Raw genomic sequence first — 25,965 nt, forward strand, 5'->3', positions numbered from 1 at the left:
TTATTCCTCCTCTAAACGATTCAAATTTTTGTTTGTTAGCTTTTAAAATTAATTCCCTACATTTTCCCTTCAATATGAGTAGCCTATTCATGAAAGGTAAACATATAAAGATTTTTTCAAGGAGCAACATTATCTCGAATTAATATATCTTTAATTAAAGGTAATTTACCATGGATAACAATTGCTGTCAATGATTAAGAAATGTTCAAGAGCATGAAATGGAATCCACTTTACCTCGAATTAATATATCTCAATTTAAAAGTAATTTTACACAAATAAAACACCTTTGTCAACATTCCTATTTTGTTTTAGGATTGTAAAAGGTGCATGTTTTCTTATTGTTTTTAAGAGAATCTCGGTATCCATACCCCAAGAATCACCGTTTCCTTGTTACACACACAGCCAAGAAGTTAATAAATTTCAGTCGCATTTGCGGGTAGGTCCTGGATATGTTTCAGGTAACTATACACACGCCGATCATTTTGATAAGGATAATCATAATTCAAATGTTTACCCACATATGCGGCAGTACGGTCAAAATGATCACACATTGCAAATAATGCATTCCATATACCATCAATGCTTCCATCTGCATAGGTGGCAAGTAATTGCTCCCAGCTCTTTTCCGATAAAAATTTCTCAAGGTATTTACCTGACTTACCTGCACTTACTGAAAAATCCGTATCAATGCCCACCTTCCATTCCAGCATTTGAATGTGCATCGACCGTATATGAGTAAGATGCTCCTGTGCGTAAAGAATTTCCTTTCTCCATAAGCCCTTTGCTACATACGTGGAAATCCACCAGTATTCATTGCAACAATCATCAAAAAATTCAACTGTAGGCTTTTTCACCCAGTGATCCTCATCAGACGGAGAGGGAATGGAAGGAAGGCACGAATCTTTGTCCATTAAAATGATCGTTAGCTTATCCTCTTTACAATATCTATCCTTTTCACTTAAAGGGACTAATTGTAAATCAATTCGGTTTCCGTCAGTAAACTGCATCAAATAAGAGAAACGTCCTCCTAATTCTTGTGGGAACAAATGACTGTCTTCTGGCTTTTGCATGATGATCCGTTTACCGAAGTCATCTATCCAATCAGGGGTCTGCAGAAAAGACTTCAAATCCGTAACAAGATACACGATATCATAATCTTGAAACACATCCTTTTGGACATTTGAATTCGTCCGTGACCCATTCATTCCAACGGCTCGAATCCGGTCATCATTTTCTGCGATATGTAATATTAATGAAAACATCTCTTCTTCTGTTCGCATTCAACATATACCTCCCGTAAATGGAACCGGCCTTGCATGATGTCTCAATATATGTTTGTACCCTCTTGAAAGGACGTTTCAATGATTTCTTTTATTCTGGCCAAAAATTTACCGCAAACCAACCCATCAAGGACCCGATGGTCGATCGATAAACAGAGATTTACCATATTCCTTACGGCAATCATATCATCAATGATTACGGGACGTTTGACGATTGACTCAACTTGAAGGATGGCTGCCTGTGGATGATTGATAATCCCCATTGACTGAATGGACCCGAAGGCACCTATGTTATTAATCGTAAATGTACCATCCTGCATTTCTTCAGGCTTCAATTTACCCGTTCGCGCTTTCAGGGCTAGTTCATGGATATCCCTTGCTATTCCCTTAATTGATTTTTCATCCACCTGCTTGATCACGGGAACAAATAAAGCGTTACTAGAAGCAATGGCAATTGAAATATTGATATCTTTCTTTTCTATGATTTTATCATCAGCCCACATCGAGTTCATTTCCGGGAATTCCGTTATTGCTTGAGAAATGGCTTTGATGAAAAAAGAAAAGTAAGTTAAATTATAGCCTTCTTTTTGTTTGAATTCAGCTTTTAATGAATCACGAAGCTTAACAAGCTCCGTTGCATCGACTTCGACCATCATCCAAGCATGAGGGATTTCGGTTTTACTTTTCACCATATTGGCAGCAATTTTTTTTCTCATGCCCGTAATTGGAATCTCTAGATCGCCAACTGAAGTGATTGATTTTTCAAAATGTGAGCTCAGCTTTTCATTAGTCTCGTAAAAAGCAGTAACTGAAGGGACAGAATTCGCGTCATACGTATCCATTCTTCCTTCTAGGAGTTTGACTAAATCTTTCCGGGTTATTCTTCCAGCTCTCCCAGACCCTTTGACACTCGATAAATCAATCCCATTTTCCTGGGAAATTTTCAAAACGGCTGGTGAGTACCTTGGTTTAATCGGTTCAGGGTTAGTAACTGTTTCTAACATTTTCTCATTTTCTGTTGAATGTTGGTCACCGGTTTCATTTTTTTCACTACCGCCCTCTGCTTCAATCGTACAAATCACTTCATCAACGAGAATTGTTTCATTTTCCCTTGCAACTATTTTTAAGATCCGTCCTGTGAAGGATGAGGGAATTTCTGCTGACACCTTATCCGTCATCACTTCTGCAATTGGATCGTATTTATTCACATGGTCCCCAGGCTTAATGAGCCACTTTAAAATCGTTCCTTCCGTTACACTTTCCCCCAGCTGGGGCATTTTCATATCTTCTATTTTCAAGGGTCCTTCCCTCCATGCCGCTCGATTAATAGGCAGCTAGGTCACGCAGTGCCTTTTCCACTTTTTCAGGATTCACCATGAAGGATTTTTCCAATGATGGGGAGTATGGCATCGCTGGAACATCTGGTCCTGCCAGTCTCATGATTGGAGCATCCAAATCGAAGAGGCAGTTTTCTGCAATAATCGCCGATACTTCACTTATGATGCTTCCTTCCTTATTATCTTCAGTAATCAATAGCACTTTTCCAGTTTTCGATGCTGCTTCAATGATGGCCTCTTGGTCTAGTGGATAAACCGTTCGTAGATCAAGGATATGAACAGAAATGCCATCACTGGCCAGCTTTTCCGCTGCTTGAAGTGCAAAATGGACACAAAGTCCGTAAGTAATCACTGTAACATCCTCACCGTTACGCTTAACATCCGCTTTACCAATGGGTAAAACATAATCATCATTCGGCACTTCTTCTTTAATCAGGCGATAGGCACGTTTATGCTCAAAGAAAAGTACTGGGTCCTCATCACGGATGGCTGCTTTCAACAACCCTTTCACATCATAGGGCGTGGAAGGCATGACTATTTTCAGTCCCGGTTGATTGGCAAAAATGGCTTCAACGGACTGTGAATGATATAGCGCCCCATGAACACCCCCACCGTATGGCGCCCTAATCACGATCGGACATTGCCAATCATTATTGGAGCGATAACGGATTTTTGCAGCTTCTGAAATGATTTGGTTAATTGCAGGCATGATGAAATCAGCAAATTGCATCTCCGCAATCGGCCTCATTCCATACATGGCCGCTCCTATGCCAACCCCGGCAATTGCCGATTCAGCAAGTGGAGTGTCAATGACACGTTGCTCCCCAAATTGTTCGTACAGCCCTGATGTCGCTTTAAAAACCCCGCCCTTCTTTCCTACGTCCTCACCTAATACAAATACACGGGAATCACGTTCCATTTCTTCACGTATTGCCATTATCACGGCATCTATATAAGATATCACTGCCATCTTCTTTCCTCCTTACTTACCTGCATAAACATATTTTGCGAGCGTGTCTTCATTTGGATATGGAGCGTTTTCCGCATAATCCGTCGCTTCATTCACTATGTTCATTATTTCCTCATTCATTTGTTTTTCCAATTGATCATCCATGACCCCCGTTGCTTTTAAATAGGCACCAAATGTAATGATCGAATCGATTTTCTTTGCCTCCGATACTTCCTCAGGGGACCTGTATTGACTATCATCATCATCGCTTGAGTGAGGTGTCAGCCTATATGAAACCGTTTCAATTAAGCTTGGTCCTTCACCACGCCTTCCTCTCTCAGCCGCTTCCTTGACCACTCGGTATACTTCAATCGGATCATTTCCATCAACAGTTACCCCTGGCATGCCGTAACCAATGGCCCGGTCCGACACTTTCCCACAAGCCAACTGTTTTTCAATCGGGACGGAAATGGCATACTGATTATTCTCGCACATCAAGATAACTGGAAGTTTATGAACACCTGCAAAATTCGCCCCTTCATGGAAATCACCTTGGTTCGATGATCCCTCTCCAAATGTAACGAATGAAACGATATCTTTTCCTTCCATTTTTGCTGCTAGTGCAATCCCCACAGCATGTGGCACTTGAGTGGTAACTGGCGAAGAACCCGTCACGATACGATTCTTTTTTTGCCCAAAATGCCCAGGCATTTGCCGTCCCCCTGAATTCGGATCTTCTGCTTTTGCAAAGCTGGATAACATTAAATCTCTAGCGGTCATCCCAAACGCAAGCACTACCCCAAGATCCCGATAATAAGGAAGAACGTAATCCCTTTCACGATTTAATGCAAACGCAGCCCCCACTTGAGCAGCTTCCTGACCTTGACAAGAAACGACAAACGGAATTTTCCCAGATCTGTTCAACAACCACATACGTTCATCTATACGTCTTGCCAACAACATCACTTTATACATCTCAAGCACTTTTTCATCACTTAGGCCTGCCTGTAGATGACGGTTTTCTACCATACGTCATCATCCTCCTTAGGTATTCTAATTTCGATATAAAACCATTTAAAACTTATCAATTAACTATACTATCTGCTGTTATTACCTGGTACTAATTTATCGCAATTTTATCCTAACACTTTTTCTATCACTTTTACAACTATTTAACGATGTTAACAAGATCGTTTTTCTGACTATTCGAAATAAGAGCATGACATGAAAGCTCTTTATCTGTTAGAACCTTTACTTAACAATAAAGAAAAATAACGAGCATCTAGAATCTTCTTATCTATTTACTTCCTTTCCTGTGCTGGATTTTACACTTTTTTATGCAAGGACCAAAGGCAAATATAAATCGAACTGTTTAAATTATTTTTTTGCTTGACTATGTGGGAAAATAGTTGTAAATTTTAATGATTCAAAAAAATAACTGTTCATTTTGGAACAGTTCAAAAAAGAAAGAATGTGATGTCCTTTGGAGACTGAAAATCAAAAATTAATGCGTTCCGCACAACTTTTACGTTCATTTTGGTACGTGCAGAAAAATATCATGCGGATCGTTCAAAAAACAGCAGTAGAATACGGATTATCAGTTCCGCAATATTCTATTTTGATGACCATTATCCTTTACAAAGAGATGACGCAAAAAAATGTTGGGGAGAAAACATTTCTTCCAAAAAGCACACTGAGCCAATCGGTCGATGGTCTTGTTCGTGCAGGCCTGCTCCATCGTGAGCCAGTGGAGGGCAACCGTCGTGAGATTCAGCTGACCATCACCGAAAAGGGAAATAATCTATTGAAAACGATTCATTTGCATGAAGGCAGCATTCACCAATCCTTTCAAGCGGTCATTGAAATGCTTACTGAAGAACAATTTGAAGGATTGATTGAAACACACCTTCAAATTACAAACTTTTTAGAAGCACAAGCAACAGAACAAGGAGAGTGTTCAAAATGATAAAAATACTGAAAAATTTATCCGTTTATAAATGGATTATTTTAGCAGTTTTCGGACTCGTCTTTATCCAATCGATGTCCGACCTATTTTTACCGACACTAATGGCCGATATTATTGACAAAGGTGTCGTCCCTGGAGACACTCCCTACATCTGGAAAATCGGTGGATTAATGCTGTTAGTTTCAGCACTTGGCGCATGTGCTTCCATTATCGCAAGTTACTTTTCTTCCAAAGCCGCAATGGGAATGGGACGCGATATCCGCTTAAAAGTCTTTAATCATGTTGAAAAATTTTCATTACAAGAATTTGACAAAGTCGGTACCGCTTCTCTCATTACACGAACGACCAATGATATAACACAAGTCCAGCAAGTGGTTATTATGATGCTGCGTATGGTTATCAGTGCACCCATTATGTTAATAGGCGGAGTGATTATGGCCGTTTCGAAGGATGCCAAATTATCACTTGTCATTGTCGTCACAATGCCTGTGTTGATTGGTTCGATCCTGCTCATTCTATATAAGGGTGTCCCTCTTTTTCAGTTGGTCCAAAAACGTTTGGACCGTTTGAACCTTGTATTACGAGAAAATTTAACTGGGATTCGCGTAGTTCGTGCCTTTAATCGTGAAACCCAAGAAAAGGAACGTCTTAAGAAAGCGAATAAAGATTTGACAGATGTCTCGATAAAAGTCAATAAAATCATGGCATTTATGATGCCTATAATGATGCTTGTCATGAACTTGACGGTTGTTGGTGTCATTTGGTTTGGTGGAGTTCGGATTGATAACGGCGGTATGCAGATTGGGGACTTAATGGCCTTTATCCAATACGTGATGCAAATTATGTTCGCTCTCGTCATGGCATCCATGATGTTCGTGATGGTTCCACGTGCGGCCGTGTCGGCGACTCGGATCAACGAAGTCCTTGATATGGAACCTTCATTCCTAGATGAAGGAACGGAAAAGGCAGATCGTGACCAAGGTACCCTTGAATTTGAACATGTGACGTTCAGTTACCCAGGAGCAGAGGAACCTGCCTTATCGGATATTAGTTTTTCTGCAAGACCTGGTGAAACCACCGCAATCATCGGGGGAACAGGCTCAGGGAAATCAACGCTCGTAAATTTGATCCCCCGCTTTTATGATATTTCAAGTGGATCCATTCGCGTCAATGGTGTTGATATTCGTAATGCCTCACAAGATGAAGTTCGTTCTAAAATTGGCTTTGTGCCACAAAAAGCCATACTCTTTACGGGTACCATTGCTGACAACATTCGCTTTGGAAAACAAACTGCATCCCAGGAGGAAATTGAGCATGCGGCCCGTATTGCGCAGGCAGAAGATTTTATAAGTCAATTGAAAGACGGCTATGATGCAGAAATCGAACAAGGCGGATCAAACCTTTCAGGTGGCCAAAAACAACGGCTCTCGATTGCACGGGCACTCATTCGAAAACCGGACATTTATATATTCGATGATAGCTTTTCTGCTCTTGATTTCAAGACAGATGCCAACCTTCGTGCAGCTTTGAAAGATGAAACGAAGAATGCGACCGTATTACTCGTCGCACAGCGTGTTAGTACAGTCGTGGACGCTGACCGAATCATCGTTTTAGACGAAGGCCACATTGTAGGCATTGGTACACACCAAGAGTTGCTTAGCACAAACGACGTATATCGTGAAATCGCCTTATCACAGCTCTCAGAGGAGGAAATTGCATGAGTAATCGAAAAAAACCTCAAAGCGGCGGTCAGATGGGGCACGGTCCTGGTGGCGGTAACATGATGATGATGGGTCAAAAAGCAAAGGATTTTAAAGGAACACTAAGACGTCTCTTGGCCTATTTAAAACCGCGGCGCAACAAATTGATTGCCGTGTTCTTCGCTGCCATCATGAGTACGATTTTCATGATTGTCGGACCAAAAATCATGGGAACGGCGATTACGGAATTATTCGAAGGGGCTTACGGTAAATTCCAAGGAATACCGGGAGCTGCTATTAACTTTGATAAAATTGGCCAGATCCTTCTACTACTTGCTGGCCTGTATGTCTTAAGCAGCCTTTTCAACTATGTACAACAATACATTATGTCCAGTGTTGCCCAAGATACGGTATATGATTTACGGGAAGATGTTAATAAAAAGCTTGAGAAACTTCCCCTTAAATATTTTGAAGGCCGTCCAAACGGAGAAACACTAAGCAGAATGACGAATGATATTGATACAATCGGGAGCACCCTTCAACAAAGCTTAACCCAGTTTATCACATCCATTGTAACAATATTGGGTATTATCATTATGATGCTTTCAATCAGCCCACTATTGACACTAATATCCATTGTGAGCTTACCTTTGTCAATATTTGCAATCCGGCCCATTTTAAAAAGATCCCAAAAACATTTTGCCGATCAACAGCGTACACTCGGAGAATTGAATGGGCACATTGAAGAGATGTATACTGGTCATCAAGTCGTTAAAGCATTTGGACATGAAAAAAAGGCAAGTGCCCAGTTTACTAAGGTTAATGAAGAATTATATAAAGCGGGACGCAAGGCACAGTTTATATCTGGTATTATCATGCCCATGATGTTTTTTATCGGAAATTTGAGCTATGTCCTCATCAGCGTTGTCGGCGGAATATTGGTAACGCAACGTTCCATCTCAATTGGTGATATTCAAGCATTCATCACATATTCAAAGCAGTTCACCCAGCCGATCACCCAAACGGCAAACATCGCAAACATTATTCAGTCTACTGTTGCAGCAGCTGAGCGTGTTTTTGAGCTACTTGATGAAGAAGAGGAAATAAAAGAAAAAACCACAGTTAATTTAAATAGAGCAAATGGTGCTGTCACTTTTGAACATGTAGACTTTGGGTATGGTGACGACTTGTTAATTAAAGATATGAACATCGATGTATTGCCTGGACAGACGGTCGCAATTGTAGGACCGACCGGTGCTGGAAAAACGACTATGATAAATCTTTTGATGAGATTTTATGAACTCAATGGCGGAAAGATCAAGATCGATGGTCTTGATACACGGAATATGTCCCGGAGTGATCTTCGTAGGAACTTTGGGATGGTGCTTCAAGATACCTGGCTCTTTAATGGTACCATCAAGGACAATATCGCTTATGGAAAAAATGGAGCAACAGATGAAGAGATTTTTACAGCTGCTCGCATGGCACATGCCGATCATTTCATTCGAACACTGCCAGATGGATATGAGACAGTTTTAAACGAAGAAGCTTCAAACATCTCACAAGGACAAAAGCAGCTTTTGACAATCGCTCGAGCTGTGCTTGCAGATCCACCAATCATGATATTGGATGAAGCGACATCAAGTGTGGACACTCGGACAGAAGTCTTTATCCAAAAGGCGATGAACCGGCTGATGGAAGGACGAACCAGTTTTGTTATTGCCCATCGTCTTTCTACCATTAAAGATGCTGATTTGATTCTTGTTATGGATCAAGGGAAAGTAATTGAACAAGGAACACATTCACAACTTTTAGAGGCATCTGGTTTCTACGCAGACCTTTACAATAGCCAGTTTTCTGAAAGTGTAGCAGGATAATAAGAAAGAGGCTCAATTTCAAACTGAAATCGAGCCTCTTTTTATATATGTATTTCCACTACCAGCTTAAGCATTTTAACCAATGCTTCGGTCATCCATGAAGCGGATAAGTTATAAACAGTATCAATACCCTCTATTATTAACCTTTTTCACAAATTCCCAATCTACCTCAATATTTTTTCTGACGTCTTGAAGAAGATGAAAACCCGTTTCCGTTTTGCCTCAAGAAAATTCGGATAATGCAACTTTATACTCTCCTTCTTTTTTCAAAAAGGATAATCCTTTCACCTTTATCAGTAGGATATAACCTTTAATTTTTTTTGTTTTCATCATCATTTTTTTTGAATTTCAAGTTTTTAAATTGACAAGCAATTTTTCATACATCAACATTGGGTAGCATTGACTAAGCACAAACAAAACGGCTTCGCTTTTTATTTTCACTACACAACAGGTGCTTTTTCATGAACAAGCGGGTGAAGGGCTTGAGTCTCGTCAATGTAAACAAAAGCATCATATCTATCTGACATTACAGAAGGTACATAGTTTCCATGTTGTTCATATTCCGGTCTGTATACAACCCCGATCGCCCGATGTCCAACCCTATCTCTGAATAGTTGACGATTTTCATCGGTGAAAATGAGCATCTTATCATATGCTCCTGAAAGGTGCATAGCCTCCTCCCAACTTCCATTCATTGCCGGCGGTACTGTTTTTATTTCAAGATTCATGCCCCATTCATCTGCCGCAATAACAGTTCCACTATAGGTTCCGAATCCTATGATATATACATGTTCAGGTGGATTTTGCTCACGAATTACCTGGCCAACGTTAATCATCCCGGCATCTCTCATATCCGTTGCGCTGGCATCGCCGACATGTGTATTATGTTCCCATACTATCGCCTTTCCTTCCGAACCGTAAAAATCCATGATTGCATTAAGTGCATCCACCATATGCATATCTCGAATATTCCATGATCTATCGTCATGAACCACCATGGTCCTGTAATAATTTTCTGCATTATACGCTACCAATGCATTCACTTGAAGGTTCAAATTCAATTCTTCGTGATGGGGATATTTTTCTTTTTTTCGCTGAATCGTTGTCAGTAATTCGGCAACTTCCTTTATACAATCTTCCGAAAAAATGCCCGCGGAAACTGCATACTCCTCATTATTCCGATTGAATGGCTCAAAACATGTGAACGCCTGTCTGGCAGCTTCAAGGTCAGGTGAATCAATTTCTTTTAAGTAATGGATAACTTCATCCATGGATTCCCAAAGACTATAGATATCTATCCCATAAAATCCAACTTTTGTTTGATTTTGACCAGACTCATTGTATTCTTTCATCCATTCAATCAGGTCGGTCATTTCCTCGTTTGCCCACATCCAGGTCGGCCAGCGGTTAAAACTTTTGAGAACATCCTGTGCGGATTTAGTTACTAGGTCATACCCTTTAACATATCTATTAATTGCCTGGCATGCGGGCCAATCGCCTTCAACGGCAACAAAGGTGAACCCTTTTTCTTTAATCAGTTTTTTTGTCATTTCAACACGTGCCGTGTAAAACTCTGATGTTCCATGTGATGCCTCTCCCAGCAGTACAAATTTTGAATTTTCAACTTGCTGAACGAGCTTATCCCAATCAGCTTCACTTGTAAAAGGTACTGAATGTTCGATTATTGACTGAACCAGATTATGATGCACTGATTTTTCCTCCCATTCTTCTTACGACCATCATCGTTTGTACTCAGCATTATAAGAATTTGAACCTGCGTGTACTGACAGGAGTGTATCAGCATATCCCACCAGTCGATTTACAAGTTCATCACAAATGGAGTAAAGCAGCTGAAAATTTCCATCTTCAAAAAGAGCTTGGTCATCTATAATGACCGTTGTGTTAATAAACATATCTTTGTTTCCATATAGATTGTAGTGAACAATAGCCTTTCCAGCAGCGCCTCCAGTATTTGGATCCTTAAAGCCGGGAATAAAAACAAACCATTCTTCAGCAGTAGCAGACCTGAAGTTTTTTGTGAAAGACATTCCCTTGATTACAGTCTGTATCTTTTTTACATTTTCCGGAGTTATATCCTTGATCTTATTCAATTCCATAGTCACCCTTAACACCCTTGTTAATAATCTTCCGTTATAGATTTTCCTTATGCGACCAATCCTATAAATATTAATATGAAAAAGGATTTTCCCCGAAAAAAAAGCAAGCCTGATCCGCCTGGATCGGCCTAAGTATAGTTTGGGTATCAAAAGAGAGAAGATAATTCCCAGATAAGGTGGACTGGTCTGGAGTGAGGAGTGCTCATGGAAAAGGTGAATCGGGGAATTTTTAATGTGCTGTCGTACCAACGGCATTACGAAAGGGCTGAAAATTTCAACTCATAATAAGTTGACGGGAAGGCTTTCACTACAGGTGGCAGCCAACAAGCCTATCATACTTCACCTCTCCAAATAAAGAATGTAGATAATGGGGTTTTTATTGAATTACTTGACTTGTGTTTTTAATCCGTTCAAGTTCATCAATCATCCATCTATAAATACTATAGAACCGAAAACGACCTAAGCCTCCCTACTAGAAGCCTAGGTCACTTTAAGCGTCGGAAAAGCAAAATCAATTGTTCTTTCTCGACATTTTCATAGCAAAAGAATACATGTCAGATCGGAATAAACCTTTATAGTACTCTACCAAATTTCCCTCGGAATCAAAAATCATACGTTCCGTAATCAGTAAGCACATCGTTTCGTTCACGCCTAAATGCTCTGCATCTTCTTTTGTTGGGAATCCACAGGTAATGATCTGTTCCGCTTCACAAAAGTTAATGTTTAAATCTCCTTCGAGTGCATCATACAATACTGTGGTACTTAAATCGAATTGGGTCAATTTTTTTCCTAGTTCCATAGAATAATAATGTAATTCAATGGCTATGGGGATATCCCCCTGTAAGCGCAACCTTTTGATATGGTATGATCCATCCTCAAACCCATTTGCATCAGCTATATTTTCAGGTGTCAATACACGGCCATGATCAAGTAATTTAATTCCCATGCTTTTTGTAGTTTCAGTGAAACTTATCATCTTAAGCCATTCCTGTACAGGTTTTAGGGATACGAACGTTCCCTTGCCATGCCTTTTTTCCAATATTCCCTCACGGACCAGGATGGAAACGGCTTCCCGTACAGTGCTCCTGCTGACAGAATACATATCCATGAGTTCCCTTTCACTCGGGATTTTGTCCTTATAATACCCTTCCAAAATCTGATTTTCCAATATAGTTTTTAATTGAGCATGTAAAGGGAGTGGATTATTAAAGTCTAACTCCATAAAATTTCCTCCAAACAGATAAAGACATTGTAATGTTCGTATCAGTTCTTTTATTGTAAACCAAATAGTTATAATATTCAAACACGGCAACACTTCACATTTCCTTACCATTCTTTTCAAATACAACTCTTGTTCAGGTGTAAATAACCGTTTTATTTGTATGTAGTCGAAAGCCCCGAATAGCATCGCCTATTCAGGGTAGATCTTTATCCGGTATCAAGTGGGACAACAATGGAAAGCCTCCATACATATATTAAACGATAAAGTACGATATGATGGAAAGAAGCAAAGAAGTAATGGTCATGGCTATAAGGGGACGCATGGCTTTTGTGCGAAGTGCCTGCAGGCTTACATTCAGTCCTAGACCGATCATGGCCATTGTCAAAACAAATGTAGTCGTTTTAGAAATACCATCCATTACGGCTGGTGACACTGTAATATAGGTTCCAAACACATAGCTTCCGATTAAACTCATGATAATAAAACCAACGAGGAACCACGGAAAATCAATTTTTGCATCATGGCCCATTTTTTCCTTTGTGCGCTTTTTCATCCAATACATAAATATGAAACACAATGGGATAAGTAAAAAGACACGGCCCAATTTTGCAAGGAGTGCAATCGCTAGCGCATCTTCACCTGCCGGAGCCCCTGCCAATGCAACATGGGCGATTTCATGAAGACTGATCCCTGACCATATACCATAATCCACATTCGATAGCGGAAGAATCGGGCGAATTAGGGTGTATATAATAGAAAATAGTGTTCCCATTAAAGCGATTATCCCGACGCCTATGGCTGTATCTTCTTCCTTAGCTCTCACGATTGGAGAAATTGCCGCGATGGCTGCTGCGCCGCATACCCCTGTTCCTACCGCAAGTAGAAGGGAAATGGATGTATCTGCCTTTAACCACTTCGCAATCAGGACCATTACGACGATGGCAAATGTTACTGTCCCTATGTCACGGACCAACAATGGCAAACCCTGATTGAAAATCACATCGATATTTAATTTCAACCCGTATAAAATAATGGCCAAACGCAATAGTTTTTTAGCGGAAAATTCAATTCCAGTCCGGAATTTTTCTGGATATCCCGCGATTTGACGATAAATAACGGCAATGATGATCGAGCACGCAAGAGGACCAATTCGATTGAATCCTGAAATTTTAGATAGCCCCAAGCCTAAAAGGGCAATAAAAAAAGTGAAGGCGATACCGCTTAACCACAAAAGTTTGCTATTTTGAAGCGGTGATTTCGATTTTTTTGGCTCCTCAATGACTTCTTCCAGTGGCTCATATTTTTCTAATTCCATACATTCCTTCCCCCTTTCCATATACTAAAGACTTTTAACAGCTAATATATGGGTCATCCCATCCTTTCAATCGTTTGAAAAAGATCAGTTTCTTCTATATTAGAAGGAGAATATCCTTTGATGAAATACTCGAATTTCTTTAAAAAAGGCAAGCTCGGATTTTGGTTCCCCCACAATTCCGGAACGGCTAAAGTTTGGGAACGATGGGACCTTAGGGCACGGATCTTTTTCTGTAAAGTCCCTGTTATATTCACTCTTGTGATACTGCTCTGACCATTTTTATTTAGCCAATCCTCATAAAAAGCGTGCCAAAGGACAAAGTACAGACTATGAATCCTAAAAGCGGGAAAAACGGGATCTGGATAAAAATCGGGATCACCGGATTTTAGAAAAGCAAATTCGGTAGCACGGCCAATCGCACAATGGTCGGGGTGTCCCCCATATTTCTCATGGAATGTTACGAGTGCATCCGGTTGAACTTCACGAATCACCTTTATGATTCTCTCCGCCAATAAATCGATGGATTCAAATTCAATCGTTTTATCCCTTACATGTAAAAATCGCAGGTCTTTGATCCCTAATTCTTCACAAGCGCTTTTCAACTCCCTTACCCTAAGTCCAGGCAATGCCTCCCTTGTTGTAAGAATGGGATTTCCCATGCGCCTGCCCATTTCGCCTTTGGTCGCACATAGTAAAGTTATTTGAATACCCCGCTCTGACATTTTGGCAATGGTTCCGCCACACAGAAATGATTCATCATCGGGATGTGCAAGTACCACCAATAACCTGCGTTGTGTTTGCATAGTTCCTCCTACTTCGTATTGTCCAGATCCCACACAGTTAGACCCAACATAAAAAAATGGACATGGATGTCAAAACAGGTAGACATATCATGCCCATCTTTCTTAATCGGTTACGATATGTCTCTAAAGGCCAATCACCTTTTATCGATTAGCATAATTCATATAAAACGGATTTTACTGTTTCAATGACAAAATCTAAATCTTCATTTGTTGAAGATAAAGGGGGTGCAATGATCAATACATTCCCATATCCAGGAACTGTATCACCGTTACGGCCGATGATAAGCCCTTTAGCCTTACATGATCCTATTACTTTTCCCATGAACTCATCGGAAACGGGCGTTTTTGATTTTTTATCTTCCACTAATTCAATTCCATATAAGAATCCAACCCCGCGTACCTCCCCGACTTTATCAAGAGCTGTCAATTCAAAGAGCTCACTTAGCTTTGTTTCACTTAGTTCAGCTACTCTTTGAACAATTTTTTCTTTTTCGATGATTTCAATATTCTTAAGAGCTACTGCGCATGATGCAGGATGTCCTCCATATGTTGACACATGCCTAAAGTGATTTAAATGACCATCACCTTTGAATTTCTCATAAATCCTTGAGTTCACCGCTGTTGCCCCAAGTGGAAGATATCCACTGGTCAAACCCTTTGCCATCGTTACAATATCTGGCTGAACCCCATCTGAATGCATGAACCCAAACATTTTTCCGGTTCTTCCAAAACCTGAAACCACTTCATCCACAATTAAAAGTACATCATGTTTCTTACAGATTTCAGCAACTTTTGTTAAGTATTCTTTTGAAGGAATAAGGACCCCTCCACCAGAGATGAATGGTTCAAGAATAACGCCAGCTACCGTTTCGGATCCTTCAAAGTTAATAACCTGATCGATATAATCAGCTGCAAGAAGATCGGAGTTTTCAACGTTTTCCCCAAACGAGCTACGATAACTGTACGGCGGCGGCACATGGAGGAAACCAGGAACACCTGGGTCATATTTCACTCTCCGATTCGCTTGTGCCGTTGCGCTTAATGAGCCAAACGTATTACCATGATAAGCTCGATACCGAGAGATGAATTTATATTTCCCAGGGTTTCCATTTTGAGAATGATATTGACGAGCGATCTTGAATGCGGTCTCATTCGCCTCGGATCCGCTGTTCGTGAAAAAAGTTGTATAGGAACCCTTTAAGTGTTCACTTATTTTTGCCGATAATTCGATGGCCGGCTTATGGCTTAACGTTAAAGGGAAATAAGATAAGTTAATCATTTGTTCATAGGCTGCCTGGGCGATTTCTTTCCGCCCGTGGCCCAGGTTCAAGCACCATAATCCGGAAACTCCATCTAAATATTTATCTCCTTTAGTATCCGTGAACCATGAGCCGGTTCCTTCCGTAGCCATCATGGGAGCATCCTTTTCATTATAGCGATGCATTGCATGCCATAAATGATCTTTATCCTTTTGAACAAGGTCTTTCGTTTCAGTTTCCAACTTCACAATTGAAACCCCCTTATTATTCATTGAACGCTATTAAGTTACGTTCCCATGCAGTAACAGACTCTTAATAAACTAGAACCAAGTGGTGAATGGCGACGACTAAATTACATCATAAAGTCATCGCTTCACCGTTATACTCTTTTCACACCATCATTTATCCCAGTTTTTGTGATCTAAATGAGAATATTTTTCTAATAATCTAGTAGGCATTTTTAATGCATCTTTTCTAAATGGAGGAGCTAACTGTGTTCCATCCACTTGTATGTCAATGACAGTCGGTTTGTTTGATTTTATTGCTTTTTCTATAACAGACCCTAATTCCTCCGGTTTTTCCACTCTAATACCAACTGCACCCATTGATCGTGCAACTTCTGCAAAATCAGGATTTTGGATATCCGCCCCTACAAAACGGTTATTATAAAAATCTACTTGGTTCTTTTTCTCTGCGCACCATGCGTTATTATTGAAGACGCACGCGATGACTGGTATGTTTTCTTCAACGGCCGTACTCACTTCATGTAAGCTCATCCCCCATGCCCCATCTCCAACAATGGCTAAAACAGGCGTATTCGGCTCAGCTAACTTGGCACCTAGTGCGGATGGGTAAGCAAATCCTGTATTCCCGAATGTAAGCGCAGCGATATGTCTTCTGCTCTGGTTGAATTTCAAGTAAGCGTTTGCAGTTGACGATACATTACCGATATCTGTAGTGACGATGGCATTTTCAGGCAACACCTTAGTCAATTCCAAAAGGGCTCGACGCGGATTAATCGGTGTTCCATCGATCATCGCAAGTTTCACCAATTCTTCTTCCCATTTTTGTTTTTCATTCGTTACTTCGACTATCCGATTTTTTTCTTGTTTTACGTTAGGTTTATTAGCCTTCAACCGTTTCAAGATTTCACGACTCGCTTCACGGGCATCTCCGATGATTCCAACTTCCACTGGATGTGTTCTGGCAATTTGCCTTGGGTTAATATCTATTTGGATGATTTGCGCATCTTTAGGGAAATAATCAATGTCATAGCATGGTAACGTTCCAAATACTGATAATCTTGTACCGACCGCTAATATGACGTCCGCTTTCTTAAGTGTATTCATAGCCGCCTTTGAACCCATGTAACCGATTGGGCCGACTGATAAGGGATGATCAGAAGGAAAAGCATCATTATGCATATAGGAGACAGCTACCGGAGCTGTTAAATATTCTGCAATATTCTTAATTTCCTCAATGCCATCTGAATCAACCGTTCCCCTGCCGGATATTATCACAGGATACTCAGCCTCAGCCAAAATTTCTGCCGCTCTATCCAAGGATGCAGAAGACCCGCAACCTCTTTCATCTACACGATATTGATGAGGTTGTAGTATTTGATCTTCCACTTCACCATAGAAGTAATCACGGGGGATATCGAATAAAACCGGTCCCCTCTCGGCATAGGCAATCCGAAATGCTGTCCTAAGGCAATCAGCGACCCGGCCTGGGTGTGTCACTCTAACCGTTTCTTTCGTGATGGCCTTGAAGATGGAAACTTGATCACATTCCTGAAAACCATCCCATCCAACCGTTGGTGTACCAGCTGAAGGAGAGATGACCACCATAGGAGTATGAGCTTGATTGGCCGCTGCAACAGAGGTGACCATATTGGTCATTCCAGGTCCGTTTTGCCCGATGACAACCCCGGCCACACCTGAGACACGACAATAGGCATCTTCCATATGTGCTGCACTTTGTTCATGGCGGACACCAATAAAACGGATGCCTGCAGTTGGCAATAAATCAAGCATATCCATGAAGGCAGATCCCAGAATTCCCGAGATATGTTTAACTCCCTCGGCCACTAACGTCTCAACGATGGCTTCACTTGGTGTCATTTTAACTTTCGTTCCTCTTACCGTTTTTGTTTCGACCATAGCACATTCTCCTTAATTTATATTTATTTCTGATAACGACGTTGTGACGTCCGTACCAGTTATAAGATGTATAATACTACCATTAGATTAAACAGTCAATTAATAAATTGAATTTTTTGAATTTTTTAGTTTCACCATTAAGAGACAGCAGCTTTATTATATGAACAAACGTCTAATTAACTAATAAAGGTATCCTTTTTTTCGGTCAATCTGTAGTTGATCCTATCAATGATCTCCAATAAATCGCCTATTTCATCAATCACGAAATCGGCACCTGCATTCAGAAAACGGTTTTCAGCAGTTTTCATACGGGATTGCAGTTCATAAGGGTCCATTTCGTTGATTTCTGCTTCTGAAAGGCCAATTTCACTGCCGCCTTTCAATACGGCAACCGTCCACATTCCCGCAGAAATGCCTTCTTTGATGTCACTGATCGTATCGCCGACTTTAACGATTTTGCTGAGTGGATACACTTGGAGATTCATCGCCGTCTTAAAGCACATCCAAGGTGCAGGCCTTCCTGTAGGCACTTCGGTAGACGTAACAATGGAATCTGGTTGAAAACCCCATATTTTCGCCTCTTCTTTAACAATATTAATCATTTCACGAGTATACCCTGTTGTCGAACCGATTTTTATTCCTTGCTGCCTTAAACGCCTGACTAATTCAATTACGCCAGGTATAGGTTTGGCGTTCTCCTTGAGAACCTTAAAAAGCAAAGCCTCAAAGTCCTTGTATAATGATTCTAGATCTCTTTCGTCCGGCTCTTTCCCGAATTTAACAATCCATAAATTCCGGATTCGAGTCATTTTCAGGAGTTCCCTTATATGATCCAATTTCAATAAACCCATGGGCTCCCTTGCTTCCTCAATGGTGATTTCAATTTCCCTTATCCTGAATATCTCGACAAATGACTCGACCGGCGCAAAACAACCATAATCCACCGTCGTTCCTGCCCAATCAAATATTACTGCCTGTACCTCGTTCCATTCTTTTGCACTTTCCAAGCCAATCTCCTCTCCCTTCTCCATCTCTTTCCCCCCTCAAAAAAACGGTTAAAAACCGAAAAAAAGTCTCATTTTGTGTTGGATCCGAATATAACGTAGATTCATTTCACTTCTTTCAAAAATAACCGTAAATCTTCTTTCGTTGCTTTAGAGAGTTCCTGGATTTTTTCTGTGTCTTTTTCTGGATTTCCTGACTCCCCGATTAATGGGTAAAGATTTTTCTCAATTCGTTCATACCAGTCGGGATAATCATCTTCCACTTGCTTCTCTATCGAATCCCAGTTAGAACTGACCTTTTCGCCAAGTTCTTGAATTTTCTCTGGATCTGCCTCGGCATTTACTTCTGTTACCAAAGCATCTATTGATTGAACCACTTCGTCGACACCAGTTTTAATAACTTCTGCATCTTGGGTCTCTGCTGCATTTTTATCGGACTTTTCATTTGTAACCGGATTTTTTTCTTGGTTGTGTTCGTCCGATTGTATTGTATTGTTACAGGCTGACAGCATCAATATGGTGCCAAAGATGAGCCCATTGGTAAATAAACGGGAAACATTCAAGGTAATCCCTCCATAATGAATTAAAAAGACAATGCCACCTCGTGCTTGTTGGTACATTACACTCTTTTTTCTATGGGAATCATATTCTAGTTGAAAAGTGCTTGAAGAATTTTATCTGAGGAATATCATAGAAGTATACGAAACAATCTATTCTTAAGTTAAATTGAGTCGAAAAACATAGTAGAATTTTTAATATGGTTTAGTGCCAATGCTAAAAGCTATAATTTTTCGGAATTAGGGGAACCAGGAACAATATTTAATTCACTCTCCATATATTTCGCTTTTCTTCGTCGAATGAAAAAGAAAGAACAGATAACGATCAAGCTAAATAGCATGGTAAAGATAAACTGAGGACGCTGGGAATCGATAAATGCCATTAATATGATCACGGAAATCATGGAAAGAATGGTTGCATACGTTAAATACGGGAATAACCACATCTTGATCTTGAAAACTCCGGGATTTTCTTTCTCCATCCTCTTCCTTAATCGGAGATGGGAAACCGCAATCGATAAATAGACAAGTATTCCGACCCCTCCCGAGGAATTCACTAAAAAGAAAAAGATTTTATCTGGTGATACGTAACTGAAAATGGTGCTGATAAAGGCAAATAATGTAGAGCCGATTACAGCAAGGATAGGGACACCGTTCTTGCTCACCCTTGAGAATAGTTTTGGTGCATCACCCTTTTGTGCAAGGGAGAATAACATACGGGAGCTTGTATATAATCCGGAATTCAAACAGGAAAGCAATGCAATGAGAATCACTATATTCATGATCAGGGCAGCAGAAGGAATTCCTAGCATTTCAAGAACGGCAACAAACGGACTCTTAAGCAAGGAAGCCGAATTCCATGGTAAAAGGGTCACTAGTACGGCGATGGATCCAATATAGAAAATCAGGATTCGCCAAACCACACTGTTCAATGCACTTCTTACTGATTTAACCGGATCACTCGTTTCACCAGCCGCAATTGCAGGAATCTCCACTCCTACAAAAGCATGGAAAACAATGGCGACCCCGACAAGTACTGAACTTATCCCGTTTGGAATAAAACCGCCAAAGTTCAAAAGGTTAGAGGTGCCAGGTGGTTTTATTGATGGGATAAAACCTAAAATCACTGCAACGCCCAGACACAAAAATAGGATGATACTGATTATTTTAATGATCGAAAACCAGTATTCAAACTCACCAAACGATTTAACGGAAAATATATTCGTCAGCTTCAAAAGGATAATCAGCGAGAGACTTATGACCCAGACCGGAACGGAAGGAACCCAGCCATGTATGATTGCAGCTCCTGCCGTCGCTTCCAATGCAATTACGATGACCCAAAAGAACCAATATAACCAACCTGTGGTGAAACCGGCCCATTCACCGATTCCTTCTCTTGCATAAACCGCAAATGATCCAGTATTGGGATTTACTGTAGCCATTTCCCCAAGCATTCTCATGACTAAAACAACGATCAAGCCTGCCAAAACATATGATAAAATCGCTCCGGGGCCCGTTTGACCAATAATGATGCCACTTCCTACGAATAAACCAGCACCGATGACTCCACTCAATGATATCATCGTTAAATGTCTTTGTTTCAGACCTGGTTTCAGTTCTTCTTGTTGATGTTTCATACCCTCCACCAACTTTCAATATTTTGGGGAATCAACTAAAGATAATCACTACATCGATGTAAAAGTAAAAATTTCGCTTTCTGTCCCTTACATTTTCACAAGGATAGTGGAACTTGGAACCTCGGCCTATTCAAACAACTCAGGAGATAACTCTATAACTTTAATTTTGATTTACTATTCCCCCTCCCTATCATCCAATTTTGCAAGAAGAAATAACATCACTACGTCATGACGTTAGTACCACTTACTATGTGTATAATACACTCTGATTTTTTTAAAGTCAATTAAAAATCAGAATATTTAGATAACAAAATAAAAATCTGAAAAGAAATGTATGGAGAGCCTAAATACAAGATCATTCAAATGATTCATATTTCTTTCACTCTGGAAGTTTCATCGACTGTACGATCCAATTCTGCCTTTAAGGAATTTTGCTTTCTATCCAGCATTTTCTTTAAAAAGTATGAAAAGATCAAGGTAAACGCAACACCCTTAATGATCGATGAATAACCGTAAACAAGTAGCCCTAGGACCAGTACGATTAGATTTATAATCCTTATTGTCACTGCAATATCTATTTTTTTATTTTTATGATGTAAAATTAGTGCGATCACATCAAAACCAACAGTAGAGGCATTTGCTGTTATACAAAGATAGTATCCTAACGCTATCAAAATCGACGATATTAAAACCACTAAAACGATATTTAAATCAAAACGTATATTCAGTGAATAAAAAAAATTGAAAAATAACATATAACTAAGTGAACTTACTATCGACTTAACAAAGTACTCTTTACCTAAAAAAACTAAACAAATGATTAACAAAAATCCAGTAACTAAATTAGCCAGCATGGCAATGTTATAACCCGATAAAGCATTCATTAACAACGCAGAGCTAGTTACGCCCCCATTAATAATTTCATTGGGCACGATTAAGTAAGCATAAGCAAAGGTCATGGAAATGTTTCCTGCAATAATTTTCATTAAATCTTTCATGAGTACTCACCTTCCCTTTCATGCATTTTGAACCTAGATATCTATTTATACTGTAATGATAATATCAACATTCATTACTCCATCGACTTATTTCGAATCATTCAGGAATTTAAGTATCTAGTGTTAAATTGCAGGTTTTTGATCTAGTACTGTTCTAAATTTCAGGTGATTACAATTATTCGCTATTAAGAATCCTCACTCCTCCAAAAAAATAAATAAACATGCCCTGTTTAATCCTGAGCATGTTTATGCATCTTATCCGGCAATGTATGAAAACCCATTATAGATGCCTTTGAAATATTGCTTTTTTCTTGTTAATTTATTCTAAAGAAAGTGAACACTGTCCTTATCACTTCACAAAGTATTATTTTTCCATAAAAAAAGTTGAGGGGATTTCCTCCTCAACTTTTTTGTGTACCTTTGAATATTTCCTAAGAAATGTTTTTTTCCAAAAGGTTAGTAGATACATTTCATGTTACAGGTAAAGCTGACTCCTCTTTCATAAGCCTTTTTCTATAAACCATATTGGACAGCTGGACACTCACTTCATATAGCACAAGTAAAGGGATGATGACCAAAATGTCCGAAATGATATCAGGAGGCGTAATCACGATCGAAATGATAACAAGGGCGAAGTAAGAAATCTTACGAGACTTTTTCAACACCTTCGGATTGATGATTCCTAATCTAGTCAGGAACATGACCACAAGCGGCATTTCAAATAAAATCCCAAAAGGCAAGATCAAATTAATCATGAACCGAAAATACTTTTCCGCTGTGAACATCATCTCGAACTGTCCGGCAGATAGGGAAGTTAGGAAACCCAGCACTATGGGAAACAACACAAAATATCCAAAAGAGATACCTATAATAAATAAGAAGAACAACCCAGGGATGAATCGAAAAGTAACCTTTCTCTCTTCCGGTTTCAACGCAGGAGCCACAAAGCGCCATAACTGATAGGCTGCAAGCGGGATCGTCGCAGCTATCGCGCAAACCGCAGCGATTATCATATACACCCACAGGATGTCACTGGGTCCGAGCACCGCAAGTTTCCCTTCTAAATCCTTTATCAGCAGCTCATAAATATCCTGTACGAATATGAAACTCACAATGAAAGAAGCAAGAAATCCTATCAGTGTTTTAATGATTCTGCTTCGTAGTTCCTCCATATGCTCCATAACGTGTACATCCTTGCTCTCCACTTTCACTCCTCCTTTTTATCCATTTACAAACCATATAACATAAATCAGAATGGCTTCGTCATTAAGTATTGGTTAAAGTAATGCATCCTCTGGCTCTCATGAAAAGAAGCAGGCTTAATCTTTCCGCCCGCCCTTCCTCATAAAATTCATCCTTCTTTTTTAACAGCCCTTATCGCAGCTTTATTCTCGATTTCATCCTCTTTTTCTGAATCATTCACCAATCCTTTGGTTGCACTTTTGAATTCGGATAATGTTCGACCAAATGCACGTCCAATTTCCGGCAGCTTCGACGGTCCAAAAATAATCAATGCAATCACGAGAACGATGACTAGCCCTGGTATCCCAATATTAGAAAGCATTCTAATTCACTCCTTTCAATTTCAAGAACTTTTCTTGTTCACGATTCCTTGTCCTTCTATCAATTAGTGACTTTCCCCTGTTTGCGCATTATTTGCTTATCATGTGCGCGACTATGTGCACGTGTCCGATCTTCCTCGACTTCGTTCGTTTTTTGTACACCTTCCGTTACCGTTCTTGATGCCACCTTTCGCAGACCTGTTTGATCCTTATCAAAAACAAAGGAGGCTCGTGTCGATATATCCGCTCCAGGTTCTGTCACGAATGGAACAACGCGATAGTCAGCCTTCCATTGTTCTGGTGTTACTTTGCAGCGTACATACCCCCGGTAATCATTAAAAAACTTTAAATGTGAATTCTGACTTAGTATTTTATCCGTATCCGCACGCTTGTCTGCTCCATTTCCACCAGATGTTATGGATGTGCCGACAAACTCCACTCCGAAAATCTTTGAATTTGGATCGTTGAAGTCCGTTTTTAAATTGGATGCCCAACTAGCATGAACATCACCGGTCAATACGACCACGTTTTCCATGTTTTTTCTTTTTATGACATCAATCAAACGATCACGAGCAGCCGGATAACCATCCCAAGAATCCATGCTGTATTTGGGCGCAGTTGGTGTTCCATAATTCCGCTGTGCAAAGAAAATTTGCTGTGGCAGCACATTCCACTTCGTTTTTGAAATCGATAGATTATCAGTTAGCCACTTTTCCTGCTCTGGACCGAGTAATGTACGCTTCGGATCAAGTGACTCAGGCGTTTGCGGTGAACTGCCATCGCCGTTCGCCTGATCATCCCGATATTGACGTGAATCAAGTACAAAGAAAGAGGCTAGATCACCATATGAGAAGTTTCGGTATAACCGCATATCCGCTCCCTTTGGCAACGACGATTTACGAAGAGGCATATGCTCATAATAAGCCTGGTAAGCGGCTGCCCTTCTCTTGATGAATGCTTCCACCGATTGCCCTTTTTCCGGAATGACATTAGCATAATTGTTTTCAACTTCATGATCATCCCAAGTCACGACCCATGGGAAAGCTGCATGTGCCGCTTTTAAATGAGTATCAGAGCGGTATTGTGCATATCTATTGCGATAATCCTCAAGCGTAATGATCTCCGGGCCACTATGTACACGGACATTCCCTGAGGGAGAAACATATTCATTTGGTCCGTACTCATATATGTAATCGCCAAGGTGAAAGACAAGATCCAAATCTTCTTTTGCCAAATGTTTATAGGCCGTATAATAGCCATGCTCAAATTGCTGGCATGAAACAAATGCGAATGAAAGGCTCGAAACACTTGAACCAATTGGCGGAAGTGTCTTTGTTTTCCCAATCTGGCTTACTTCACCGCCCGATTTAAAACGGTAATAATAGACTTTATCGGGTTTTAACCCGCTTACTTCCACATGAACAGAATGGCCAAGTTCGGGCCTGGCTATTTCTTTGCCTTGCTGAACAATCTTTCTGAAATTTTCATCCTTAGCCACTTCCCACCTAACTGAAATGGCTTCATGTGCCATACCTCCTCCATTCAACGGATCAGGTGCCAGTCTTGTCCATAAAACAACACTATCCGAGAGTGGATCACCGGAAGCAACACCAAGCGTAAATGGATAATCACTGAATTTCGGGGCAGCATTCACTTCAATCCCACCCATTGATTGTGCAAGGGCAAGACCTAATGAAAGTCCGGCAAGTTTACTTGCTCCCTGGATAAAGTTTCGGCGGTCCATATTCTTACCTAAGCTTACTTCGCTCCAATTTTTGATTAACTCATCCATCGCTTTATCATTATTCATTGATCTTTCCCTCCTAATATTTGAATCTGTCTCAAGTATAGAAGGTCATTTTTAAAGGTGTATGAAGACGTGTAAATCAATAAATTCCCACTTAGGAATTTTCGTACAGGACTTTTAGAACTCATAGACCCAAAAAAATGAGTTGATTCACTCTAATATTTACATAGACCTACAGATTTTTACATATAACGACAGTCTTTTATCCTATTTTTCTTAATGAATCATTTATTTAATCGTTACAAATAACTGGTATTGATTATCTCAATTTGGGTATAAGACCTATAATGAACTCTTAGTACCCATTTGTTACGTGTAGAACTTAAGCGAAGTATGTGAAATAGTAGCAACGTTATTAAAAGTTAGGTTAGCACAGGCAAAATAAGAAGAAGGCCCTTATAAACATCTAGCGA

General features: G+C 40.1%; 21 protein-coding genes. 3 read left to right on the top strand and 18 right to left on the bottom strand.

What is annotated here, in order from left to right; genetic code table 11:
* Window positions 1-410 precede the first annotated feature (410 nt).
* The 4 genes from ACQKMH_RS24050 to ACQKMH_RS24065 are packed head-to-tail and all read right to left on the bottom strand — an operon-like array spanning window position 411 to window position 4,595.
* Window positions 411-1,280 (bottom strand): aminoglycoside 6-adenylyltransferase, encoded by an 870-nt coding sequence (locus ACQKMH_RS24050; protein ID WP_427589862.1) that lies wholly within the window; start codon window positions 1,278-1,280, stop codon window positions 411-413.
* Window positions 1,281-1,324: 44 nt separating this feature from the next.
* Window positions 1,325-2,578: a dihydrolipoamide acetyltransferase family protein gene (locus ACQKMH_RS24055; RefSeq protein ID WP_427589863.1), complete on the bottom strand. Its 1,254-nt coding sequence runs from the start codon at window positions 2,576-2,578 to the stop codon at window positions 1,325-1,327.
* A 25-nt stretch (window positions 2,579-2,603) separates the two neighbouring features.
* Entirely contained in the window at window positions 2,604-3,587 is a 984-nt protein-coding gene (locus tag ACQKMH_RS24060) for an alpha-ketoacid dehydrogenase subunit beta (RefSeq protein WP_427589864.1), read from the bottom strand.
* Window positions 3,588-3,599: 12 nt separating this feature from the next.
* Window positions 3,600-4,595, bottom strand: a complete 996-nt coding sequence (locus tag ACQKMH_RS24065; protein ID WP_427589865.1) for a thiamine pyrophosphate-dependent dehydrogenase E1 component subunit alpha — start codon at window positions 4,593-4,595, stop codon at window positions 3,600-3,602.
* Between the two features lie 454 nt (window positions 4,596-5,049).
* Between ACQKMH_RS24065 and ACQKMH_RS24070 the strand changes: the two genes are divergently transcribed.
* Genes ACQKMH_RS24070 through ACQKMH_RS24080 form a run of 3 tightly spaced genes read left to right on the top strand, consistent with a single transcriptional unit; the run spans window position 5,050 to window position 9,109 of the window.
* Complete coding sequence (locus ACQKMH_RS24070) at window positions 5,050-5,532, top strand: MarR family winged helix-turn-helix transcriptional regulator (RefSeq protein ID WP_427589866.1); 483 nt, start codon at window positions 5,050-5,052, stop codon at window positions 5,530-5,532.
* Window positions 5,529-7,253, top strand: coding sequence for an ABC transporter ATP-binding protein (locus ACQKMH_RS24075; RefSeq protein WP_427589867.1), 1,725 nt, complete (start codon window positions 5,529-5,531; stop codon window positions 7,251-7,253). Before ACQKMH_RS24070 ends, ACQKMH_RS24075 begins: the two co-directional genes overlap by 4 nt.
* Window positions 7,250-9,109 (top strand): ABC transporter ATP-binding protein, encoded by a 1,860-nt coding sequence (locus ACQKMH_RS24080; RefSeq protein WP_427589868.1) that lies wholly within the window; start codon window positions 7,250-7,252, stop codon window positions 9,107-9,109. Before ACQKMH_RS24075 ends, ACQKMH_RS24080 begins: the two co-directional genes overlap by 4 nt.
* Before the next feature lie 440 nt (window positions 9,110-9,549).
* Here the strand turns inward: ACQKMH_RS24080 and ACQKMH_RS24085 are convergent, their stop codons facing one another.
* From ACQKMH_RS24085 to ACQKMH_RS24150, 14 genes are all read right to left on the bottom strand, one after another.
* Window positions 9,550-10,818: an erythromycin esterase family protein gene (locus tag ACQKMH_RS24085; protein WP_427589869.1), complete on the bottom strand. Its 1,269-nt coding sequence runs from the start codon at window positions 10,816-10,818 to the stop codon at window positions 9,550-9,552.
* A 30-nt stretch (window positions 10,819-10,848) separates the two neighbouring features.
* Window positions 10,849-11,226: a hypothetical protein gene (locus ACQKMH_RS24090; RefSeq protein WP_427589963.1), complete on the bottom strand. Its 378-nt coding sequence runs from the start codon at window positions 11,224-11,226 to the stop codon at window positions 10,849-10,851.
* 511 nt (window positions 11,227-11,737) lie between these two features.
* Window positions 11,738-12,448, bottom strand: a complete 711-nt coding sequence (locus tag ACQKMH_RS24095; protein ID WP_427589870.1) for a GntR family transcriptional regulator — start codon at window positions 12,446-12,448, stop codon at window positions 11,738-11,740.
* Window positions 12,449-12,701: 253 nt separating this feature from the next.
* Window positions 12,702-13,763, bottom strand: coding sequence for a YeiH family protein (locus ACQKMH_RS24100; protein ID WP_427589871.1), 1,062 nt, complete (start codon window positions 13,761-13,763; stop codon window positions 12,702-12,704).
* A 53-nt stretch (window positions 13,764-13,816) separates the two neighbouring features.
* Window positions 13,817-14,566, bottom strand: coding sequence for a PIG-L family deacetylase (locus ACQKMH_RS24105; protein ID WP_427589872.1), 750 nt, complete (start codon window positions 14,564-14,566; stop codon window positions 13,817-13,819).
* 148 nt (window positions 14,567-14,714) lie between these two features.
* Window positions 14,715-16,073, bottom strand: coding sequence for an aminotransferase (locus ACQKMH_RS24110; protein WP_427589873.1), 1,359 nt, complete (start codon window positions 16,071-16,073; stop codon window positions 14,715-14,717).
* A 150-nt stretch (window positions 16,074-16,223) separates the two neighbouring features.
* On the bottom strand, window positions 16,224-17,987 hold the full coding sequence (gene xsc, locus ACQKMH_RS24115) for a sulfoacetaldehyde acetyltransferase (protein ID WP_427589874.1): 1,764 nt from the start codon (window positions 17,985-17,987) through the stop codon (window positions 16,224-16,226).
* Between the two features lie 176 nt (window positions 17,988-18,163).
* The gene (gene phnX / locus ACQKMH_RS24120) at window positions 18,164-19,018 is read right to left on the bottom strand and encodes a phosphonoacetaldehyde hydrolase (RefSeq protein ID WP_427589875.1); all 855 of its coding nucleotides are present in this window, start codon (window positions 19,016-19,018) and stop codon (window positions 18,164-18,166) included.
* Window positions 19,019-19,095: 77 nt separating this feature from the next.
* Window positions 19,096-19,554 carry a hypothetical protein gene (locus ACQKMH_RS24125; RefSeq protein ID WP_427589876.1) on the bottom strand — a complete coding sequence of 153 codons (459 nt, stop codon included), beginning with the start codon at window positions 19,552-19,554 and terminating at the stop codon, window positions 19,096-19,098.
* A 218-nt stretch (window positions 19,555-19,772) separates the two neighbouring features.
* Window positions 19,773-21,185 carry an amino acid permease gene (locus tag ACQKMH_RS24130; RefSeq protein WP_427589877.1) on the bottom strand — a complete coding sequence of 471 codons (1,413 nt, stop codon included), beginning with the start codon at window positions 21,183-21,185 and terminating at the stop codon, window positions 19,773-19,775.
* 368 nt (window positions 21,186-21,553) lie between these two features.
* Window positions 21,554-22,183, bottom strand: a complete 630-nt coding sequence (locus ACQKMH_RS24135) for a YitT family protein (RefSeq protein ID WP_427589878.1) — start codon at window positions 22,181-22,183, stop codon at window positions 21,554-21,556.
* A gap of 470 nt (window positions 22,184-22,653) precedes the next feature.
* Window positions 22,654-23,364: a twin-arginine translocase subunit TatC gene (tatC, locus tag ACQKMH_RS24140; protein ID WP_427589964.1), complete on the bottom strand. Its 711-nt coding sequence runs from the start codon at window positions 23,362-23,364 to the stop codon at window positions 22,654-22,656.
* Window positions 23,365-23,534: 170 nt separating this feature from the next.
* Window positions 23,535-23,747 carry a twin-arginine translocase TatA/TatE family subunit gene (locus tag ACQKMH_RS24145; protein WP_427589879.1) on the bottom strand — a complete coding sequence of 71 codons (213 nt, stop codon included), beginning with the start codon at window positions 23,745-23,747 and terminating at the stop codon, window positions 23,535-23,537.
* 59 nt (window positions 23,748-23,806) lie between these two features.
* Window positions 23,807-25,555: an alkaline phosphatase D family protein gene (locus ACQKMH_RS24150; protein ID WP_427589880.1), complete on the bottom strand. Its 1,749-nt coding sequence runs from the start codon at window positions 25,553-25,555 to the stop codon at window positions 23,807-23,809.
* Window positions 25,556-25,965 lie beyond the last annotated feature (410 nt).

The organism is Peribacillus sp. NPDC097895, assembly GCF_050277555.1.
In the GTDB taxonomy this organism is placed as follows: Bacteria; Bacillota; Bacilli; order Bacillales; family DSM-1321; genus Peribacillus.

Excerpts from the sequence above, each read along its gene's own strand:
- ACQKMH_RS24145 (WP_427589879.1), bottom strand. The coding sequence starts at position 23,747 with ATGCTTTCTAATATTGGGATACCAGGGCTAGTCATCGTTCTCGTGATT.
- ACQKMH_RS24080 (WP_427589868.1), top strand. The coding sequence starts at position 7,250 with ATGAGTAATCGAAAAAAACCTCAAAGCGGCGGTCAGATGGGGCACGGT.
- ACQKMH_RS24135 (WP_427589878.1), bottom strand. The coding sequence starts at position 22,183 with ATGAAAGATTTAATGAAAATTATTGCAGGAAACATTTCCATGACCTTT.
- ACQKMH_RS24130 (WP_427589877.1), bottom strand. The coding sequence starts at position 21,185 with ATGAAACATCAACAAGAAGAACTGAAACCAGGTCTGAAACAAAGACAT.
- ACQKMH_RS24095 (WP_427589870.1), bottom strand. The coding sequence starts at position 12,448 with ATGGAGTTAGACTTTAATAATCCACTCCCTTTACATGCTCAATTAAAA.
- ACQKMH_RS24100 (WP_427589871.1), bottom strand. The coding sequence starts at position 13,763 with ATGGAATTAGAAAAATATGAGCCACTGGAAGAAGTCATTGAGGAGCCA.
- ACQKMH_RS24150 (WP_427589880.1), bottom strand. The coding sequence starts at position 25,555 with ATGAATAATGATAAAGCGATGGATGAGTTAATCAAAAATTGGAGCGAA.
- ACQKMH_RS24050 (WP_427589862.1), bottom strand. The coding sequence starts at position 1,280 with ATGCGAACAGAAGAAGAGATGTTTTCATTAATATTACATATCGCAGAA.
- ACQKMH_RS24060 (WP_427589864.1), bottom strand. The coding sequence starts at position 3,587 with ATGGCAGTGATATCTTATATAGATGCCGTGATAATGGCAATACGTGAA.
- ACQKMH_RS24065 (WP_427589865.1), bottom strand. The coding sequence starts at position 4,595 with ATGGTAGAAAACCGTCATCTACAGGCAGGCCTAAGTGATGAAAAAGTG.
- ACQKMH_RS24105 (WP_427589872.1), bottom strand. The coding sequence starts at position 14,566 with ATGCAAACACAACGCAGGTTATTGGTGGTACTTGCACATCCCGATGAT.
- xsc (WP_427589874.1), bottom strand. The coding sequence starts at position 17,987 with ATGGTCGAAACAAAAACGGTAAGAGGAACGAAAGTTAAAATGACACCA.
- ACQKMH_RS24075 (WP_427589867.1), top strand. The coding sequence starts at position 5,529 with ATGATAAAAATACTGAAAAATTTATCCGTTTATAAATGGATTATTTTA.
- phnX (WP_427589875.1), bottom strand. The coding sequence starts at position 19,018 with ATGGAGAAGGGAGAGGAGATTGGCTTGGAAAGTGCAAAAGAATGGAAC.
- tatC (WP_427589964.1), bottom strand. The coding sequence starts at position 23,364 with ATGGAGCATATGGAGGAACTACGAAGCAGAATCATTAAAACACTGATA.
- ACQKMH_RS24090 (WP_427589963.1), bottom strand. The coding sequence starts at position 11,226 with ATGGAATTGAATAAGATCAAGGATATAACTCCGGAAAATGTAAAAAAG.